The 17,569-nt window shown below is 61.6% G+C and carries 18 protein-coding genes; 11 read left to right on the top strand and 7 right to left on the bottom strand.

The window, feature by feature from the left end; genetic code table 11:
• The first annotated feature begins 35 nt into the window (after positions 1–35).
• From nrdR to BM416_RS27065, 11 genes are all read left to right on the top strand, one after another.
• Positions 36–506 carry a transcriptional regulator NrdR gene (gene nrdR / locus BM416_RS27115; protein ID WP_027605190.1) on the top strand — a complete coding sequence of 157 codons (471 nt, stop codon included), beginning with the start codon at positions 36–38 and terminating at the stop codon, positions 504–506.
• Positions 503–1,639 (top strand): bifunctional diaminohydroxyphosphoribosylaminopyrimidine deaminase/5-amino-6-(5-phosphoribosylamino)uracil reductase RibD, encoded by a 1,137-nt coding sequence (gene ribD / locus BM416_RS27110; protein ID WP_065942243.1) that lies wholly within the window; start codon positions 503–505, stop codon positions 1,637–1,639. The genes nrdR and ribD overlap by 4 nt, the downstream gene beginning before the upstream one ends.
• Before the next feature lie 47 nt (positions 1,640–1,686).
• Positions 1,687–2,349, top strand: a complete 663-nt coding sequence (locus tag BM416_RS27105) for a riboflavin synthase (RefSeq protein ID WP_027605192.1) — start codon at positions 1,687–1,689, stop codon at positions 2,347–2,349.
• A 15-nt stretch (positions 2,350–2,364) separates the two neighbouring features.
• Complete coding sequence (gene ribBA / locus BM416_RS27100) at positions 2,365–3,456, top strand: bifunctional 3,4-dihydroxy-2-butanone-4-phosphate synthase/GTP cyclohydrolase II (protein WP_027605193.1); 1,092 nt, start codon at positions 2,365–2,367, stop codon at positions 3,454–3,456.
• Positions 3,457–3,544: 88 nt separating this feature from the next.
• The gene (gene ribE / locus BM416_RS27095; RefSeq protein ID WP_003176356.1) at positions 3,545–4,021 is read left to right on the top strand and encodes a 6,7-dimethyl-8-ribityllumazine synthase; all 477 of its coding nucleotides are present in this window, start codon (positions 3,545–3,547) and stop codon (positions 4,019–4,021) included.
• Complete coding sequence (gene nusB / locus BM416_RS27090) at positions 4,018–4,518, top strand: transcription antitermination factor NusB (RefSeq protein ID WP_027605194.1); 501 nt, start codon at positions 4,018–4,020, stop codon at positions 4,516–4,518. Before ribE ends, nusB begins: the two co-directional genes overlap by 4 nt.
• A gap of 18 nt (positions 4,519–4,536) precedes the next feature.
• A complete protein-coding gene (gene thiL, locus BM416_RS27085; protein ID WP_092490055.1) occupies positions 4,537–5,502 on the top strand; it encodes a thiamine-phosphate kinase in 966 nt (321 codons plus the stop codon).
• Positions 5,503–5,567: 65 nt separating this feature from the next.
• Entirely contained in the window at positions 5,568–6,296 is a 729-nt protein-coding gene (locus BM416_RS27080; protein WP_092490078.1) for a substrate-binding periplasmic protein, read from the top strand.
• 129 nt (positions 6,297–6,425) lie between these two features.
• Positions 6,426–7,043, top strand: coding sequence for a GTP cyclohydrolase II (gene ribA, locus BM416_RS27075; protein WP_092490054.1), 618 nt, complete (start codon positions 6,426–6,428; stop codon positions 7,041–7,043).
• Positions 7,040–7,459: a hypothetical protein gene (locus BM416_RS27070; protein WP_027605198.1), complete on the top strand. Its 420-nt coding sequence runs from the start codon at positions 7,040–7,042 to the stop codon at positions 7,457–7,459. The genes ribA and BM416_RS27070 overlap by 4 nt, the downstream gene beginning before the upstream one ends.
• Positions 7,456–8,244 (top strand): cobalamin-binding protein, encoded by a 789-nt coding sequence (locus BM416_RS27065; protein WP_092490053.1) that lies wholly within the window; start codon positions 7,456–7,458, stop codon positions 8,242–8,244. The genes BM416_RS27070 and BM416_RS27065 overlap by 4 nt, the downstream gene beginning before the upstream one ends.
• An 18-nt stretch (positions 8,245–8,262) precedes the next feature.
• Here BM416_RS27065 and BM416_RS27060 read toward each other — a convergent pair whose 3' ends face one another.
• The 7 genes from BM416_RS27060 to BM416_RS27025 all read right to left on the bottom strand — a co-directional run.
• On the bottom strand, positions 8,263–10,152 hold the full coding sequence (locus BM416_RS27060; RefSeq protein WP_092490052.1) for a TonB-dependent receptor domain-containing protein: 1,890 nt from the start codon (positions 10,150–10,152) through the stop codon (positions 8,263–8,265).
• Positions 10,153–10,229: 77 nt separating this feature from the next.
• Positions 10,230–12,128, bottom strand: a complete 1,899-nt coding sequence (gene dxs, locus BM416_RS27055; RefSeq protein ID WP_092490051.1) for a 1-deoxy-D-xylulose-5-phosphate synthase — start codon at positions 12,126–12,128, stop codon at positions 10,230–10,232.
• Positions 12,129–12,238: 110 nt separating this feature from the next.
• Entirely contained in the window at positions 12,239–13,126 is an 888-nt protein-coding gene (ispA, locus tag BM416_RS27050; protein WP_027605202.1) for a (2E,6E)-farnesyl diphosphate synthase, read from the bottom strand.
• On the bottom strand, positions 13,123–13,365 hold the full coding sequence (locus tag BM416_RS27045) for an exodeoxyribonuclease VII small subunit (RefSeq protein WP_003176346.1): 243 nt from the start codon (positions 13,363–13,365) through the stop codon (positions 13,123–13,125). Before BM416_RS27045 ends, ispA begins: the two co-directional genes overlap by 4 nt.
• 86 nt (positions 13,366–13,451) lie before the next feature.
• The gene (locus tag BM416_RS27040) at positions 13,452–14,591 is read right to left on the bottom strand and encodes a Fic family protein (protein WP_092490050.1); all 1,140 of its coding nucleotides are present in this window, start codon (positions 14,589–14,591) and stop codon (positions 13,452–13,454) included.
• A 576-nt stretch (positions 14,592–15,167) separates the two neighbouring features.
• Positions 15,168–15,806: a hypothetical protein gene (locus BM416_RS30955; RefSeq protein WP_092490048.1), complete on the bottom strand. Its 639-nt coding sequence runs from the start codon at positions 15,804–15,806 to the stop codon at positions 15,168–15,170.
• A partial coding sequence (locus BM416_RS27025) for an RHS repeat-associated core domain-containing protein (protein ID WP_175539105.1) occupies positions 15,806–17,569 on the bottom strand: 1,764 nt, incomplete at its 5' end. The genes BM416_RS27025 and BM416_RS30955, both read right to left, overlap by 1 nt.

The following is a 17,569-nucleotide window of genomic DNA, read 5'->3' as shown; positions in this document are numbered from 1 at the left end:
TACCATGGCCCTCCCTTTTTTTGTTGCCTGCCACCATGCACTGTCCCTTCTGCGGTGCCAACGACACCAAGGTCATTGACTCGCGTCTGGTCGCCGAGGGCGATCAAGTGCGTCGCCGGCGCGAATGCCTGGCCTCTGGCTGCGGTGAACGTTTCACCACCTTCGAAACCGCCGAACTGGTATTGCCGCGCCTGATCAAGTCCGACGGCAGCCGCCAGCCCTTCGACGAAGAAAAACTGCGCGCCGGTATGCAGCGCGCCCTGGAAAAACGCCCGGTGAGTGTCGAGCGGCTGGAGGCGGCGCTGGCGCATATCAAGCACAAGCTGCGCGCCACCGGCGAACGCGAGGTCAAGAGCCTGGTGGTGGGAGAGCTGGTGATGGGCGAGTTGCAAAAGCTCGACGAAGTCGCCTATATCCGTTTCGCCTCGGTGTATCGACGCTTCCAGGACCTCAACGAGTTCCGCGAAGAGATCGACCGCCTGGCCCGTGAGCCGGTCAAAGAATGAACCCACTTTCTGCTGAACAGGCTGTGCTGGACGCCCATTACATGGCCCGCGCCCTCGAACTGGCGCGCAACGGCCTGTACACCACCCACCCCAACCCGCGTGTGGGCTGCGTGATTGTCCGCGCTGGGCAGATTGTCGGCGAAGGCTGGCATGTGCGCACCGGCGAGCCCCATGCGGAAGTGCATGCCTTGCGGGCTGCCGGTGACAAGGCGCGCGGCGCCACGGCGTACGTAACCCTCGAGCCCTGCAGCCACTACGGCCATACCCCGCCGTGCGCCGATGCGCTGGTGAGTGCCGGGCTGGCGCGGGTGGTCGCAGCGATGCAGGACCCCAACCCGGAAGTCGCCGGGCGCGGCATGCAGCGCCTGGCCCAGGCCGGAATCGAGGTGCGCAGCGGCGTGCTGGAAGGTGAAGCCAGGGCCCTGAATAAGGGCTTCCTCAAGCGTATGGAGCATGGCCTGCCGTTTGTGCGGGTCAAGCTGGCGATGAGTTTGGACGGCCGCACTGCCATGGCCAGCGGCGAAAGCCAATGGATCACCGGCCCCGCCGCCCGCGCCGCCGTGCAGCGCCTGCGCGCCGAGGCCAGCGTGGTGCTGACCGGTGCCGACACCGTATTGGCCGACGGCGCACGCCTGACCGTACGCGCCGCCGAACTCGGCCTGGACGACGCCACCACGGCCCTGGCCATGTCGCGCCCGCCGCTGCGTGTGCTGATCGACGGCCGTTTGCGCGTGCCGCTCAACGCACCGTTTTTCAAGGCCGGCCCGGCGTTGGTCATCACCTGCGTCACCGCGGAAAACCAGTTCCCCCGTGGCCCCGAATGCCTGGTGGTGCCGGGCGTGGACGGCCAGGTCGACCTGCGCTCGGCGCTGGTGGCGCTGGCTGCCCGTGGCGTCAACGACGTCTTGGTGGAAGCCGGCCCTAGCCTGGCGGGCGCGTTTGCCCAGCAGGGCCTGGTGGACGAATACGTGATTTTCGTCGCCGGCAAGTTCCTCGGCTCCGCTGCCCGGCCTTTGCTGGACTGGCCACTTGAGAAGCTGGCGGACGCTCCCCAACTCAAGATCACTGAAATGCGCGCTGTAGGCGACGACTGGCGAGTCACTGCCATCCCTGTGCCAGCAGCGAGCGTATAATTCTGACCGGGCGCTCAAGTGCCCGCACCGTTTTCCAGGAGAAGGCCATGTTCACCGGCATTATCGAATCCATCGGCAGCATCCGCGCCATGACCCCCAAGGGCGGCGACGTGCGCCTGCTGGTTGAAACCGGCAAGCTCGACCTCGGCGACGTCAAGCTGGGCGACAGCATCGCCGTCAGCGGCGTGTGCCTGACCGTCGTCGAACTGCCGGGCAACGGCTTTGCCGCCGACGTCAGCCGGGAAACCCTGGACTGCACCGCGATGAACGACCTCAAGGCCGGCAGCCCGGTCAACCTGGAAAAAGCCCTGACCCCGACCACTCGCCTGGGCGGCCACCTGGTCAGTGGCCACGTCGACGGCGTCGGCGAAGTGGTGGCCCGCAGCGAAAATGCGCGCGCCGTGGAATTCCGCATCCGCGCGCCCAAGGAGCTGGCCAAGTACATTGCCCACAAAGGCTCGATCACCGTCGACGGCACCAGCCTGACCGTGAACGCCGTGAATGGCGCCGAATTCGAACTGACCATCATTCCCCACACCCTGAGCGAGACCATCATGGCGTCGTACCAGCCTGGTCGCCGGGTGAACCTGGAAGTCGACTTGCTTGCCCGTTACCTGGAGCGCCTGCTGTTGGGCGATAAGGCCGCAGAGCCTGCAGCCGGGAACATCACCGAAAGTTTTCTGGCCGCTAACGGCTACCTGAAATCCTGACCAAGGGGGTGCCCTGTGGCGCTCAATAGCATCGAAGAACTGGTTGAAGACATCCGCCAAGGCAAGATGGTCATCCTGATGGATGACGAAGACCGCGAAAACGAAGGCGACATCATCATGGCCGCCGAGGCCTGCAAGCCTGAGCACATCAACTTCATGGCCAAGCACGCCCGTGGCTTGATCTGCATGCCCATGAGCCGCGAGCGCTGCGAGCTGCTCAAGCTGCCGTTGATGGCGCCGCGCAATGGTTCAGGGTTTGGTACCAAGTTCACCGTATCGATTGAAGCGACCACCGGCGTCACCACCGGCATTTCCGCCGCCGACCGTGCCCGCACCGTGCAAGCCGCTGCCGCCAAGGACGCCAAGGCCGAAGACATCGTCAGCCCCGGCCACATCTTCCCGTTGATGGCTCAACCGGGCGGCACCCTCGCTCGCGCCGGCCACACCGAAGCCGCCTGCGACCTGGCGCGCATGGCCGGTTTCGAGCCCTGCGGCGTGATCTGCGAAGTGATGAACGACGACGGCACCATGGCCCGCCGTGCCGAACTCGAAGCCTTTGCCGCCGAACACAACATCAAGGTCGGCACCATTGCCGACCTGATTCACTACCGGATGATCCACGAACGTACCGTTCAGCGGATTGCCGAGCAGCCACTGGACAGCGAACTGGGCCAATTCAATTTGGTGACCTACCGTGATTCGGTGGAAGGCGACGTGCACATGGCCCTGACCCTGGGCACCATCTGCGCCGACGAGCCGACCCTGGTGCGCGTGCACAACATGGACCCGTTGCGCGACCTGCTGATGGTCAAGCAACCGGGCCGCTGGAGCCTGCGCGCCGCCATGGCTGCGGTGTCCGAGGCCGGCAGCGGTGTGGTGCTGCTGCTGGGCAACCCGGTGGATGGCGACGTGCTGCTCGCGCATATTCGCGAAACCGCCGAGCAGACCCAGGTGAAAACGCCGACCACCTACAGCATCGTCGGCGCCGGTTCGCAGATCCTGCGTGACCTCGGTGTGCGCAAAATGCGCCTGATGAGCGCACCGATGAAATTTAATGCGATATCCGGATTCGATCTGGAAGTTGTAGAATACGTGCCCTCCGAATAAAGGCCGGCGCTTTTTGCCCCTTGTTCGCGGTTAAATCATCACTGAGGGACGCACTTTTCGCGTCCCGGCTCTTTAAGAGATTTGTCGAATGACCCTGAAGACCATCGAAGGTACCTTCATCGCCCCCAAAGGCCGCTATGCCCTGGTGGTTGGCCGCTTCAACAGCTTCGTGGTTGAAAGCCTGGTAAGCGGTGCCGTGGATGCCCTGGTTCGCCACGGTGTGAGCGAGAGCGACATCACTATCATCCGCGCCCCTGGCGCCTTCGAAATTCCACTGGTTGCGCAAAAAGTTGCTCAGCAGGGTGAATACGCGGCGATCATCGCCCTGGGCGCGGTCATTCGTGGCGGTACTCCGCACTTCGAATACGTGGCCGGCGAATGCACCAAGGGCCTGGCCCAGGTGTCCATGGAGTTCGGCGTGCCAGTCGCTTTCGGCGTACTGACCGTGGATTCCATCGAACAAGCCATCGAGCGTTCCGGCACCAAGGCCGGTAACAAAGGCGCTGAAGCTGCCCTGTCCGCCCTGGAAATGGTCAGCCTGCTGTCGCAGTTGGAGGCCAAGTGATTTCCGACGAGAGCGATTGCTTCAACCCACGCGACGAGCGCCCAGCGGACGCCGGCAAGCCGTCGAAAAGCGAAAAGCGCCGTGCTGCCCGCCAGCTCGCCACCCAGGCGCTGTACCAGCGTCACATGGCTGGCACCTCGCTGAACGAGATCGAAGCGCAGTTTCGCGTCGATAACGACTTCACGTTTGCCGACCAGAGCTACTTCCACGACATCCTGCACGGCGTTCCGGCCAACCTGGCCGAGATCGATGCGGCATTGACGCCGTGCCTGGACCTGACCCTCGAAGAGCTGGACCCGGTTGAACTGGCCGTACTGCGCCTGTCCACCTGGGAGCTGCTCAAGCGCGTCGACGTGCCATACCGCGTGGTGATCAACGAAGGCATCGAACTGGCGAAAGTCTACGGTTCGACCGATGGTCACAAGTTCGTCAACGGCGTGCTCGACAAGCTGGCCCCGCGCCTGCGTGAAGCCGAAGTGAAGGCGTACAAGCGCTAACCTGCGCTTGAGTCCTGAATGGGCGAGTTCGAGCTGATCCACCAGTACTTCGCCGCCGCGCCGTGCGCACAGGGCGGTGAGGGCATTGCCCTGGGGATCGGCGACGACTGTGCCCTGCTGGCGCTCCCCGCCGGGGAGCAGCTGGCAATTTCCACCGATACCTTAGTGGCCGGCGTGCACTTTGCCGACCCCTGTGACCCGTTCCTGCTCGGCCAGCGCTCGCTGGCCGTGGCGGTCAGCGACCTGGCGGCCATGGGCGCCCACCCCCTCGCGTTTACCCTCGCACTCACTACGCCGACCGTCGATGCCGATTGGCTGCAACGCTATGCCCAGGGGTTGAACGCCATGGCGCAAAACTGCGGTGTGGGCCTGGTGGGCGGCGACACCACGCGCGGTCCGCTGAGCCTGACCCTGACCGTGTTTGGTCGTGTCCCGGCCGGTCAAGCGTTGACCCGCAGCGGCGCGCAGCCGGGCGATCTCTTGTGTGTCGGCGGCGAGTTGGGTAATGCCGCCGGTGCCTTGCCGCTGGTATTGGGGCAGCGCAGCGCCGATGCAGCGATTGCCGACCCGCTGCTGGCCCATTACTGGTCGCCACAACCGCAGTTGGCCTTGGGCCTGGCTCTACGGGGCAAGGCCACATCGGCGATGGATATTTCTGACGGTCTTCTGGCCGATTGTGGGCATATCGCCAAGGCCTCGGCTGTCAGCCTGTTGATCGAGCGCCAGAAGCTGCCGCTGTCCCACGCATTGCTGGCGTTTGTCGGTGATGACGAGGCGCGGGTCGCCGCATTGAGCGGCGGCGATGACTACGTGCTGGTGTTCACCCTGCCGCCCGTCGAGTTGGCGCCGTTGCTGGCTGACGGTTGGCCGGTGCATGTTATCGGCCAGGTCCAGGCGGGGCAGGGCGTAACGCTGCTTGACGCTCTCGGGCAAGACATCACCCCGGCCATCCGTGGCTATCAACATTTTTGCCCGGCACCCTGAGTCGGCGTGCTGCGCTACGCTCTATTACGTCGTTATGGATGTTGGATTTGCAGGAGATCATCGCCATGGATGTACGCCGCTGGCTGCTGATGCTGCTGTGTGTCCTTCCGGCATGGGGCCAGGCGCAGGAGGTGCCGGTGGTGCCCGGCAAGGTCATGCTGGCCAGCGAGGCCTGGGACGACTACACCAATGCCGACGGCAGCGGCCTGGCCTGGGATGTGTTGCGACACGTCTTCGAACCGGTCGGGATCACTTTGCAAACCCGCATTGAGCCCTATACCCGCTCGGTCGGCCTGGCCCAGCGCGGTGAAGTGGATGGCTGGGTCGGTTCCTACCGCGATGAAGTCAAGGGTGTGCTCTACCCGCACTGGAACTTCGATTCCGACCCCATCTACGCCCTTGGGCTGGCGACCTCGCCGATACCGAGCGCCGCGACGCTGGGGGATTATCGCCTGGCCTGGGTGCGGGGCTACAAGTACGAGGCGTATTTGCCCCATGTGCGCCGTTTCAATCAGATCCAGCGGCGCGATGGCATCTTGCCGATGCTGCAGCACGGTCGTGTCGACTTCTACATTGATGCGCTCACCGAAGCCCGATACGTCCTCAGTCAGGCGGACGCCCCGTCCCAGTTCCGGCTCACCCACATCATTGACCTGCCGCTCTACGTTGGCTTTGCCGATACCGAGCGTGGGCGGGCATTACGCACCGTGTTTGACCAACGCATGGCGGTCCTGGTGAAAAGCGGCGAACTGAAGCCGATTTTCCTGCGCTGGAAACTGCCGTATCCGTTCTGACCTGCATAGAACCGGGACGAAGGCCAATCAAACCGATTGATCTTTATCAGCGATAATTCAGCTTAAGCGTCTGTAGGAACCTGCTGTTACAATGCCTGCCTCTGTGAAATCTGAAATCAGGAGCACACGGTGCCCGTCGTTTTCGTCGCTGCTTCCAAGCTGCCTACCCCTTTTGCCACGTTCACCATGAGCGGCTTTCTCGAAGGAGCCACCGGGCGCGAGCACGTTGTGCTCAGCCTCGGCGATATCGCCGATGGCGCACCGGTTCTCGGTCGCGTGCACTCCGAGTGCCTGACCGGCGATGCGCTGTTCAGCCAGCGCTGTGACTGCGGCTCGCAACTTGAAGCGGCGATGCGCGCCATCGCCCGTGAAGGCCGTGGGGTGCTGTTGTACTTGCGTCAGGAAGGCCGTGGCATTGGCCTGCTGAACAAGATCCGCGCCTACGAGCTGCAGGACGGCGGCGCCGATACCGTCGAGGCCAACGAGCGCCTGGGCTTCGCCGCCGACCAGCGTGACTACGCGATCTGCCTGCCGATGCTGGAGCACCTGGGCGTGAAGTCCCTGCGCCTGATGACCAACAACCCGCGCAAGGTCAAGGCCTTGACCGAGATGGGCATCACCGTGGCCGAGCGCGTACCGCTGCACACCGGGCACAACCCGCATAACAAACTCTACCTGGCGACCAAGGCCAGCAAGCTCGACCACATGATGGGCAATGAGCATCAAGGCGAGGTCGACCGCGCGTGACCCGTGGCCAGGTGAAACGGCGACTGTCCTTCAGCTGGTGGCAGTATCTGGCCCTGGCGCTGCTCCCGCTGTTCGTGATCAACCTGGTGTTTGGCCAGGCCGAGCCCTTGTTGCCGGTGCTGGCCATGCCGTTCTTTATCGCCGGCGTGGCGTCGATGTTCCTCAGCCTGCGCTACTTCAACGGCTATAAACACGCCCTGATCGCCACCTCCAAAGCCCTCGATACCGCTGAAGAACCGGCTGCCTGGATCACCCTGGCGGCGCGTCGGCGCACGGCCTTGATGGTGGCGGCCGTGCCGGCCTGGGTGGGCGCACTGGCGGTGTTCGTCGGTCTGGAAGCGGTGCCGCTTTTCCTGTTGGCGCTGTCGACGACGGTGTTGTTTTACCTCTACCGCATCCCGCGTCAGTTGGGATGATGCGCCGCTGGCTGGCGATTCTGCTGCTGGCATTCAGTGCTCAGGGCCTGGCGGTCGAACGTGTCGTCAGTCTGGCGCCTTCACTTTCTGAAATCGTGGCTGAGCTGGGTGCTGCCGACCTGCTGGTGGGCGTGCTCGATGGCGGCGACCGGCCGGTGGCACTGGCGAACGTGCCGTCGGTTGGGCGCTACGGGCAGCTCGATATGGAGCGCCTGCTCAGCCTCAAGCCCGACCTGATCCTGCTCTGGCCCGGCAGCGTCGGCCCCGCCCAGCGCGAGCAACTGCAGCGCCTGAATATCCCGGTGTACGTCGCCGAACCCCATAGCCTCGAACAGCTCACCACCCAGGTCCAGGCCATCGCCGAGCAATTGGGCCGTGCCGACACTGGCCGGCAATTGGCCGCGCAACTGCGCCAGCGCCTGGCGCAGTTGCGTCAGCGCTATCAACGTGCCGAACCAGTGCGGGTGTTCTACCAGGTGTGGAACCAGCCGCTGTACACCGTGGGCGGCGGCCAGATCATCAGCGACGCGCTGAGCGTGTGCGGTGCGCGCAATGTGTTTGACGACCTGAAGCTGCCCGCGCCGCAGGTCAGCATCGAGTCGGTATTGCAGCGCAATCCCGAGATGATCCTGGTGGGCGATCAGGCTCAGAAGGACGCCTGGAAGGTCTGGCCAGCGATGGCGGCGCGGGTACGGCTGGTTCCGGACAGAGGCCTGGAACGGCCCAGCGGGCAGATGCTGGAAGCGCTGGCGCGGCTGTGTCAGGTGATTGCTCCGAGCCGCTGAGGCCGGTCCAGGCCACAATCAGCTTTCAGGTGTCCAGGTCACGCCAAACATCCACACCCGGCCTTCTTCACGGTAATCGTGATTGTTGACGAATGCCGGATCGTTGTAACTGTAGCGTGCCCGTGCATAGGACTTGTCCAGCAGGTTGTCGACCTTCAGCGACAACGCCACTTCCCGCGTCACCGCCCAACTGCCACGCAACCCGAGCAACCCATAGCCGCCCAGGCGCTGGGTGTTGGCTTCATCGTCGTAACTGTGGCTGATCGCCTGCCAACTGGCGCCCACGCCCACCTGATCGAATTGCCGGTCGAGGTCCAGGCTCAACGTACGCCGTGCCCGGCGGGCCAGGGTGTGGCCACTGTCGCGGTCGCGCGGGTCGATGATCGACAGCCCGAGGTTACTTTGCCAGCCGAACAGGTCCTGCTTGAGCGCCGCCTCAATACCGTTGATGCGTGCCGACGCCACATTCTGCGGCTTGCCGGTTTGGTCGAGAATGATCGCATCGCTCAAATCGGTGCGGTACAGCGAGGCCTCCAGGCGCGTGCTGTCACTCAACTGGCTGCGCCATTGCAGTTCGTAGCTTTTTGATGTTTCGGGCTGCAGGTGGGGGTTGCTGTACTGCGTATCCGGGTAATAGAGGTCGTTGAAGGTCGGCGCGCGGAAGCCTTCGCTGTAGCTCAGCAGCAGGTCATTGTCGGGGTTGACCGGCAAAGTCAGGGTACCGCTCCAGCTGTTCTGCCCGCCGAACTGCTGGTTCTGGTCGTGACGCAGGCCCAGTTCGGTGGAAAACCACGCGCTGTGAAAGCGATGCTGCACGAAGGCGGCGCGGTTCCAGCGGCTGTTTTCGGTAAAGGTGGTGGAGCCGTGGAAGCGGTCTTCGTACCAGTCGCCGCCGAGGATCAGGCTGTTCTGGTCGTCCAGGCTCAGGTCGTTCTGCCAGTTGACCGAATCACGGTAGGTGTTGAATACGCTGAAATCCTTGCTGAGGGTGTCGCGCTTGGTGTCGCGGTTCTCGCTGTGGCCCAGCTCCAGGCGCGATTGCCAGTGCTCATTGAGCGTGGCGTCGACATAGCCGCTGGCGCTGCTCACGGCGTAGTCGGTGTAGGGTTTCTGGCCGACGGTTTGCCCGGTGGCGGCGTCGTAGCGGCCGAAGCTGTTGTCGTACTCCGACTTGCCACGGTTATCCAACAGATTGAAGCCCGCCTCCAGTTCATCGCTGAAGGAGTGGCTGAGGTTCAGGCTCACGGACTGGTTGCGATAAGCATCATGGTCACCGTCGCTGGGGAACGACTGGCGGGTTGAGTTGATGCCGGCAGTGTCATCCAGGCTCGCGCCCAGGTTGAAGCGCGTCTGTTTGTCACCACCCGAAAGGCCAAGGCTGCGCTCCCAGGTGTTGTGGCTGCCGAACCCGAGTTTCACCCGCGGTTGCACGCCTTGCTCGGCATTGCGCCGGGTGAATACCTGGATCACCCCGCCAAGCGCGTCGCTGCCGTAGATCACCGAGCGCGAGCCGCGCAGCACTTCCACCCGCTCAATCTGGTCGACGTTGAGGTATTGCAGGCCGCTGTCGCCGGACGTCGTATTGGCGATGCGCTGGCCGTCTACCAGCACCAGGCTTTGGGCGGACTTGGTGCCCCGCAGGTAGATGCCCGGCAAACTGCCACGGCCGCCGGAGGGCGCGACTTGTACGCCGGGCACACGGCTGAGCAGGTCGGTGAGGCTGGTGGGTTGCAGGCGGTCGATGTCGTCGCGGGTGAACACGGTGTTGGCGGCGCTGCTGTCGTTGCGTGCCTGGACCTGGCGGTTGGCGCTGATGACGACGTCGGGGAGTTTCAGGGCGTTGTCGCGGGTGTCGGCGAGCAATTCAGGGGAGGGCAGAAGCATCAGGGCAAGGTACAGGTGTTTCATGGGCTGTCCATGGCGTTGAGGATGGCTCCAATCAAATGTGGGAGGGGGTAAGCCCCTCCCACATTGGGGCCCGGTTTCTACAGGGCCAGCAGCGCCAGGCGCTCGCGCACCGAAGCCTCGATCCCTGCTTCATCCAGCCCGCACTCAGCCAGCATCTGCGCTGGCTTGGCGTGTTCGACGTAGGTATCCGGCAAGCCCAGGTGCAGCACCGACCTGAGGATGTTTTCCCGCGCCAGGAACTCACTGACCGCCGCACCGGCACCGCCCATGATGGCGTTTTCTTCGACGGTCACCAGCAGCTCATGGCTAGCGGCGATGTCGCGCACCAGGGCTTCATCCAGCGGCTTGACGAAGCGCATGTCGACCACGGTAGCGTCGATCTTCTCGGCCACCTTGAGCGCTTCGGCCAATTGCACGCCAAACACCAGGAACGCGGTCCTGCTGCCCTGGCGACGCACAATGCCCTTGCCGATTTCGATCGGCTCCAGGTCCTTCTCGATCAACGCATTCGGGCCGTTGCCCCGTGGGTAACGCACGGCGGCCGGGCCGTTATACAGGTGGCCGGTGCTGAGCATCTTGCGCAGTTCGTTTTCGTCGCTCGGCGTCATCACCAGCATGCCGGGGATGCAACGCAAGTAGGACAAGTCGAAGCTGCCCGCGTGAGTCGGGCCGTCTTCGCCGACTAAACCGGCGCGGTCGATGGCAAACAGCACATCAAGGTTCTGCACCGCGACGTCATGCACCAACTGGTCGTAACCGCGCTGCAGGAAGGTGGAGTAGATCGCGACGACAGGCTTGGCGCCTTCACAGGCCATGCCGGCGGCGAAGGTCACCGCGTGCTGCTCGGCAATGGCCACGTCGAAATAGCGCAGCGGGAAACGCTCGCTGAACGCCACCAGGTCGGAGCCTTCCTTCATCGCCGGGGTAATGCCCACCAGGAGTGGGTCGACGGCGGCCATGTCACACAACCATTCGCCGAACACACCGGAGTACTTCGGCCCGCTGGCTTTTTTCGGCGCAGCGGCGGGGGCGTCCAGGGGTTCCAGCTTGGTGATCGCGTGGTAGCCGATCGGGTCGACTTCCGCCGGGGCGAAGCCTTTGCCTTTCTTGGTGACGATGTGCAGGAACTGCGGGCCCTTGAGGTCACGCATGTTGCGCAGCGTGGCAATCAGGGTCGGCAGGTCATGGCCGTCGATGGGGCCGATGTAGTTCCAGCCCAGCTCTTCGAACAGCGTGCCGGGGACCAGCATGCCCTTGGCATACTCTTCGGTGCGCCGGGCAATTTCCCACGCGCCAGGCAGGCGCGAGAGCACCTTCTTGCTGCCTTCGCGCATGCTGGCATAGGTGCGGCTGGAGAGAATCTTGGCCAGGTAATTGGACAGGCCACCGACATTGCGCGAGATCGACATGTCGTTGTCGTTGAGGATCACCAACATGTTGGCGTTCACTTCCGGCGCATGGTTCAGCGCTTCGAAGGCCATGCCGGCGGTCAGCGCGCCATCACCGATCACGGCAATCGCCTTGCGGTCGCTGCCTTGCAGGCGGGCGGCAATCGCCATGCCCAGCGCTGCGCTGATCGAGGTGCTGGAATGGCCGACGCCAAAGGTGTCGTACTCGCTTTCGGCGCGGCGCGGGAAGGCGGCAACGCCGTCCTTCTGGCGCAGCGTGCCCATGCGCTCGCGACGGCCCGTGAGGATCTTGTGCGGATACGCCTGATGGCCCACGTCCCACACCAGCCGGTCATCCGGGGTGTCGAACACGTAGTGCAACGCGATGGTCAGCTCGATGACGCCCAGGCCGGCACCGAAATGCCCACCGGTCTGGCCGACCGTGTAGAGCAATTCCAGGCGCAACTCATCGGCCAGGGTTTCCAGCTCGGCTTCACCCAGACGACGCAGGCCGTCCGGCGTGGCAGCACGGTCGAGCAGGGGCGTGGACGGGCGCTTGCGGGGAATCTCTTGAAACGTCGTGGGCATCAGGCGAATCGTTATAGGTATAGAAGAGGCGGCAGTTTACCTCAAGCATCGCAAACTGCCCACGCAGAGCTCCGAACTTGGCCGATATGCGGCTGCAATGGCCGCCGTAATCAGTGGCGGCGTTCGACGATATACCGCGCCAGGTCACGCAGCGGCTCGGCCGCCGCGTCGAAAGGTCGCAGGGCGTCCAACGCTTGATCGCGTAGTTCCACGGCGTAGCCCTTGGCGGCTTGCAGCCCGAGCAGCGCAGGATAAGTCGGTTTGTCCCGTGCGATATCGGCGCCCTGGCGTTTGCCCAGGGTGGCGGTATCGCTTTCCACGTCGAGAATGTCGTCCTGCACCTGGAACGCCAGGCCAATGGCCCGGGAATAGGTCTGCAGGGCCGCCAATTGCGCGGTTTCGGCACGCCCGCTGGCCAGGGCTCCCAAGTGCACGGCGGCTTCGATCAGTGCGCCGGTCTTGTGGCGGTGCATGTGCTCAAGGGCTTTTTGATCCAGCTTGACGCTGACCGAACCCATGTCGATCGCCTGCCCGCCCACCATGCCCGCAGGGCCGGCAGCCAGGGCCAGTGCGGTGACCATGCGCAGGCGGATCTCGGCGTTGACGCTGCTCAGGCGTGGGTCCAGCAACGCGCTGAACGCCAGGCTCTGCAAGCCATCGCCGGCGAGGATCGCATAGGCTTCATCAAAGGCTTTATGGGTGGTGGGCTGGCCGCGACGCAGATCGTCGTCGTCCATGGCCGGCAAATCGTCGTGTACCAGGGAATAGGCGTGAATCAGCTCGACCGCACAGGCGGCACCGTTGGCCTGCTCGGCCGGCGCGCCCAGCGCTTCACAGGCCGCATACGCCAGCAACGGGCGCACGCGCTTGCCGCCATTCATCACGCTGTAGCGCATGGCTTCATACAGACGCTTCATTTCCGGGCTTGGCGCAACAAACAAGGGCTCCAGCGCCGCATTCACCCGGGCTTGGCTACTGGCCTGATACGCGTCGATCATTCCGGCTGTTCCGCATCGAAAGGTTCTTCGGCCAACTCTCCGTCACGCTCCAGCAATACCTGGACCTTCTGCTCCGCCTGCGCCAACGCGCTCTGGCAGTCACGGGTCAGGCCGATGCCTTGCTCAAACGCCGTCAGCGAGTCCTCCAGCGACAACTCGCCGTTCTCCAGACGCTCGACCAATGTTTGCAGGTCGGCGAGGGATTGTTCGAAATCGAGTGCAACTTTTTTGCGGGCCATGGCGGCTATTCCGGTAGACGGTAAACCGGCGCGACACTAGCAGACATGGGGATTCTGGGCAAATGAGCGGGCAAATGAGTGGGGTGTCACTCGCCCCTTGTATTGACCTGATAACGCGTGCTGCGGCCGCCTCCGGGGAGACGGACCAGACAGTTTTTTTCCAGCAGGTCCGCCAGGTGTCGCGTCGCTGTCGCCTTGGAGACCTTTGCGACCGCCTGGTACTGCGCCGCGCTGATGCCATGTTCGAAGCCCTTCTCACCACCGTCGAGCAGTCGATTGAGGACCTTGATCTGTTCAGCCGACAAAGGGATGTCGCGGTGTTGCTGCCAGAACCGACTCTTTTCCAGCACCCGGTCAATCCGCGCCATGGCCTGCTGCATGCTGCGTAACAGGGTTTTAAGGAACCACTCCAGCCAGGCAGTGATATCCAGGGAGGCCTTCTGGCTGGATTCCAGCGCGTTGTAGTAGCCGGTGCGGTCTTCGAGGATGCTGGCTGACATGGCATAGAAACGGATGGCCTGGTGTTCACCCTGGGCCAGTGCCAAATCGGTGATAGCGCGTGTCAGGCGACCATTGCCGTCATCGAAGGGGTGCAGTGTGACAAACCAGAAGTGCGCGACGCCGGCGCGTACCAATGGGTCCAGTTCCGGCTGATCGCGGCTGGTTTCGAACCACTCCAGGAAATCCGCCAGTGCCTGCTCCAGTCCCAGACGTGGCGGGGCCTCGAAATGCACGGTCGCCCGGTCAAGCCGGCCCGACACCACTTGCATCGGCTCATCTCCCCTCAAGGATCCAATATTGAGCGCTCGAGCGGCATAGCCCGCTTCCGGGGCCGGGAACAATAAGTGATGCCAGTTCAATAGGCGGGCGAGGGTAAACGGCTGGGTGAATTGTTGAGTAGCATCCATCATCAACTCGGCGAGGCCTTCGCTGCGGCGGCTTACCTGACCGTCTTCCATCGCTTCCAGGCCCATCCGCCTTGCCAGGGACGAGCGCACTGAGCCGACATTCAACTGTTCACCCTCAATCGCCGAGGACGTCAGGATATTTTGCAGCAGCGCATCCAGTTCATTCTGTGCGCTCACTGCCTGGCTGACGGAGCCGAGCATGCCCAACAACTTGCCCTGGGCTTGTCCGCATTCGCGCAGCAAAGCCGCGAGGCGACCGGGTTGCCAGTGGAAGTGAGGCCAGTCGGCGTGTTGCCAGATCCAGTGCGGATGAGCCATGGTGGAATGCCTGGGGTGCGTGAGCCGAATAAAGAGGTTATTCGGCTCATTTGGTGAGCCGATTGTGCTGTGGATTCGGCGCAGGGTCTAGTCTGGTGATCGGTGTTTTCTGTAGTTTTTGTGATGTGAAATTTTGACTTATGCCTCTTGGATCATATATCGATCAGCAACCACTGGAAGATTACCTACCTGGCATCGCTCACCATAAAGCAGTAGCGTTCTCGTCCAACTAGGTTGATATTTTGTACATATAGAGTGTTTTGGAATCGGCAGCGCCATTCAATACATGGGTCTTTGTAGTGTAGGGGGGTTCAATAGTGTGAAGTCGATATCGCCCTCAAATGAAATGCAAGCAATCCAATCTGGATTTCTCTGAAGAATATATGTGTGTCGTGGTATTTTGGAGAAGATTCTGAGTGCTTCTTCTGGTTGTTGGATATTTATGCAATGCGCTTCGTCACAAACCGAATCACGGTAAGTAGCGGTTTGCTCATTAGGAGTATTGATCAGTATTTCATACGTTGGGCAGTCGCTAAAATTTGAATTTTTGATCTGGAAAGGCTGTTGCGTTTTCAATCATATCTTTTCAACGCTGTATCCTTCTGAAGTTACTATAAAAATAATCTCTCTGCTCGTGGTTGCTTTGAAGCAATAAGTTTCCGTATTTTGCAGAGGGGTAATGCATTTTTCGTCTTCTAAAAGCGTATTGTCTCCTTCTTTAAAAAGGCCATCTGTTTCGGTTCCAATCGCGCTAATGCCTTTGAATGCTACGGGGTTGTGAAAGGTGATTAGTAGAAGTTCACCTTGCTGGTTGGTAAAAACCACCAGTAATTCGTTACGCTTGCACGTTACTTGTTGAATGGTTCCCTTCGAGACTTCCAGTACTTCTGTTTCAGGTGTTTTTTTATTCAAGGGTTGATCGGGTTTCCAAAATTTCAAGTCGGAAAAATGTCTCTCTATATCATCCAGTTCGTCATCGCCGAGAGAGTCGTCAAAGTGTTGAGAAATTATCGTGCGTACCTTTGACAATCGTTGGGTAACGGCACAGTCATCGATAAAGTCAGTGGTCGCTTTGCGATACTCTTCCAGAGCGCCAGGTTTTTCAGCATAAAAGCTGCCCATTTTGTGTAGGGATATAAGTATGTATTCAATTTCTTTAAGGGCGTCAAGTGCTTCTTTTCCGGTAAGAACTATTTTTTGATTTTGCTCTAGCATTACTTTCTCCTCGTAAAGGTAGGGTTGTTTAATGTCAGGTTACCTTTTACGGTTAGTTCCATGGTGCTGTATCTGGGGTTTTTTACCAGTTCTAATTGTGACTCAGGTACGTCCGTTTCAATGTAATCTCGGCCTTTGCTTTTGTCGATCTGATATTTTTCCTGTGCATCTCTAGGACTTAGCACTTTGCTCTTTGCAGGTTCGAGATAGACTCTGTTGTTATCTTGGGCCAATATCACTCCTGTTTTTTCAATTCCTTTTGAGCCTGCTCTGCTTGTGTAATGCCGTACTCTGACGGTGGTGTCTTGTTTTGACGCGGGAGCGGGGAGCGTTGGCTCGCCATTGTTAGCTTTTGCGTGCTTTGTTGGGCTCTCAGCGTTGTAGGATGGTTTACATCCATCCCCACCTGGGCAGACGCTCAGTCCCAGGGGATCCACCCACCCAGTAGGGTTGGGCGCGTACAAGTACGCATTGATCCCGCCGCCCAACTTCACCGGATCAGGCGTCAGATAGCGACCAACATCCGGATTGTAGTAGCGATGACGGTTGTAGTGCAGCCCGCTTTCCTGATCAAAGTACTGGCCCTGAAAACGTAGCGGGTTATCGATTTTGCCTTTGTCGAGTCGGCTGATCTGGCCGTAGGCGCGGTAGTGCGCGGACCAGACGATTTCGCCGTCGGGGTCGGTCAGTTCCTGCGGCGTGCCGAGGTGGTCGAGTTGGTAGTGGTAGGGCTTCGTTTTCGTTGGTCCGAAGCCTTCCAATAAGGCTAACGGACGAAAGCTGTCGGGTTCATAGAGATAGCTGCGATGGCTATCCGCATGGTGCTCGGCAATCAGCCTGTCGCCTTGCCAGAAAAACTCCGTGGTGATGCCGTCCACGGTTTTGCTGATACGCCGCCCAAACGGGTCATAGCGATAGCTGGCGGTTTGGCCGTTGGGTTGGGTGATGCCGATCAGGCGGTGCTGGCAGTCGTAGCGGTATTCGGTGACCAGCATGTGCCCACGGCCCCGTCGCTCACGGATCAGATTGCCGAAGGCGTCGTAGTCGTAGTGGCGGTCGCCCTGGATCATCAGGCGGTTGCCGGCGACGATATCGGGGCCGGGGCGGTCTTGCATGAGCAGGTTGCCGGCCGGGGTGTGGCCGAAGCGTTCCTGCAGGTCTTGGGAGTGGTCGGCGCGGGTGAGGCGGCCTAGTGGGTCGTAATGGTAGTGGTGTTCGCCTTTGCGCGTGTCGAGCAGGCGGGTGAGGTTGCCGGTTTTGTCGTAGTCGTATTGGCGTTGGTACAGCGCGCCTTCGCTGTCACAGATACCGTGGTTGAACAGGCGGCCCTGTTCGTCGTGTTGGTAGCTGCTGAGCAGTTTTCCCTGGGCGCGTTGGTGTTCACGGCCGGTCCTGAACAGATGAGACGTCAGCAGCGTGGCATTTAACGCGACGCTGGCGAGGTGGCCGCCTTTCGCATGATTAAAAACCAGCCGGTTGTTATCGGGCAGGCGCAGGTGTTGAAGCTGGCCGCAGGCGTCGTAGCCGTAGCGCAAGGTGCCCCAGCCCTGGTGTTCGGCGGTGAGGCGGTTTTGGCGGTCGTATTCGTAGGCCAGCGCCCAGTGGCCGTCGTCGACGCTGAGGAGGTTGCCCTGGCGGTCGTAGGCATACTCAACAAGGCTACCGTCGGGCAGGTTTTTTCGTACGAGCCGCCCGGCGTGATCGCGCTCGTAGCGAGTAACGAGCTGACTGCCATCGTCACCGTATTCGGTCTTTTCCTGCAG

Origin of the sequence: Pseudomonas sp. NFACC42-2, from assembly GCF_900116055.1 — a bacterium.
In the GTDB taxonomy this organism is placed as follows: domain Bacteria; phylum Pseudomonadota; class Gammaproteobacteria; order Pseudomonadales; family Pseudomonadaceae; genus Aquipseudomonas; species Aquipseudomonas marginalis.
This window is presented reverse-complemented; position numbering and strand designations above follow the sequence as displayed.

Excerpts from the sequence above, each read along its gene's own strand:
- ispA (WP_027605202.1), bottom strand. The coding sequence starts at position 13,126 with ATGATCGACGCGTATCAGGCCAGTAGCCAAGCCCGGGTGAATGCGGCG.
- BM416_RS27045 (WP_003176346.1), bottom strand. The coding sequence starts at position 13,365 with ATGGCCCGCAAAAAAGTTGCACTCGATTTCGAACAATCCCTCGCCGAC.
- dxs (WP_092490051.1), bottom strand. The coding sequence starts at position 12,128 with ATGCCCACGACGTTTCAAGAGATTCCCCGCAAGCGCCCGTCCACGCCC.
- BM416_RS30955 (WP_092490048.1), bottom strand. The coding sequence starts at position 15,806 with ATGCTAGAGCAAAATCAAAAAATAGTTCTTACCGGAAAAGAAGCACTT.
- thiL (WP_092490055.1), top strand. The coding sequence starts at position 4,537 with ATGGGCGAGTTCGAGCTGATCCACCAGTACTTCGCCGCCGCGCCGTGC.
- BM416_RS27060 (WP_092490052.1), bottom strand. The coding sequence starts at position 10,152 with ATGAAACACCTGTACCTTGCCCTGATGCTTCTGCCCTCCCCTGAATTG.
- BM416_RS27080 (WP_092490078.1), top strand. The coding sequence starts at position 5,568 with ATGGATGTACGCCGCTGGCTGCTGATGCTGCTGTGTGTCCTTCCGGCA.
- BM416_RS27040 (WP_092490050.1), bottom strand. The coding sequence starts at position 14,591 with ATGGCTCATCCGCACTGGATCTGGCAACACGCCGACTGGCCTCACTTC.
- ribE (WP_003176356.1), top strand. The coding sequence starts at position 3,545 with ATGACCCTGAAGACCATCGAAGGTACCTTCATCGCCCCCAAAGGCCGC.
- nrdR (WP_027605190.1), top strand. The coding sequence starts at position 36 with ATGCACTGTCCCTTCTGCGGTGCCAACGACACCAAGGTCATTGACTCG.
- BM416_RS27105 (WP_027605192.1), top strand. The coding sequence starts at position 1,687 with ATGTTCACCGGCATTATCGAATCCATCGGCAGCATCCGCGCCATGACC.
- ribD (WP_065942243.1), top strand. The coding sequence starts at position 503 with ATGAACCCACTTTCTGCTGAACAGGCTGTGCTGGACGCCCATTACATG.
- BM416_RS27065 (WP_092490053.1), top strand. The coding sequence starts at position 7,456 with ATGATGCGCCGCTGGCTGGCGATTCTGCTGCTGGCATTCAGTGCTCAG.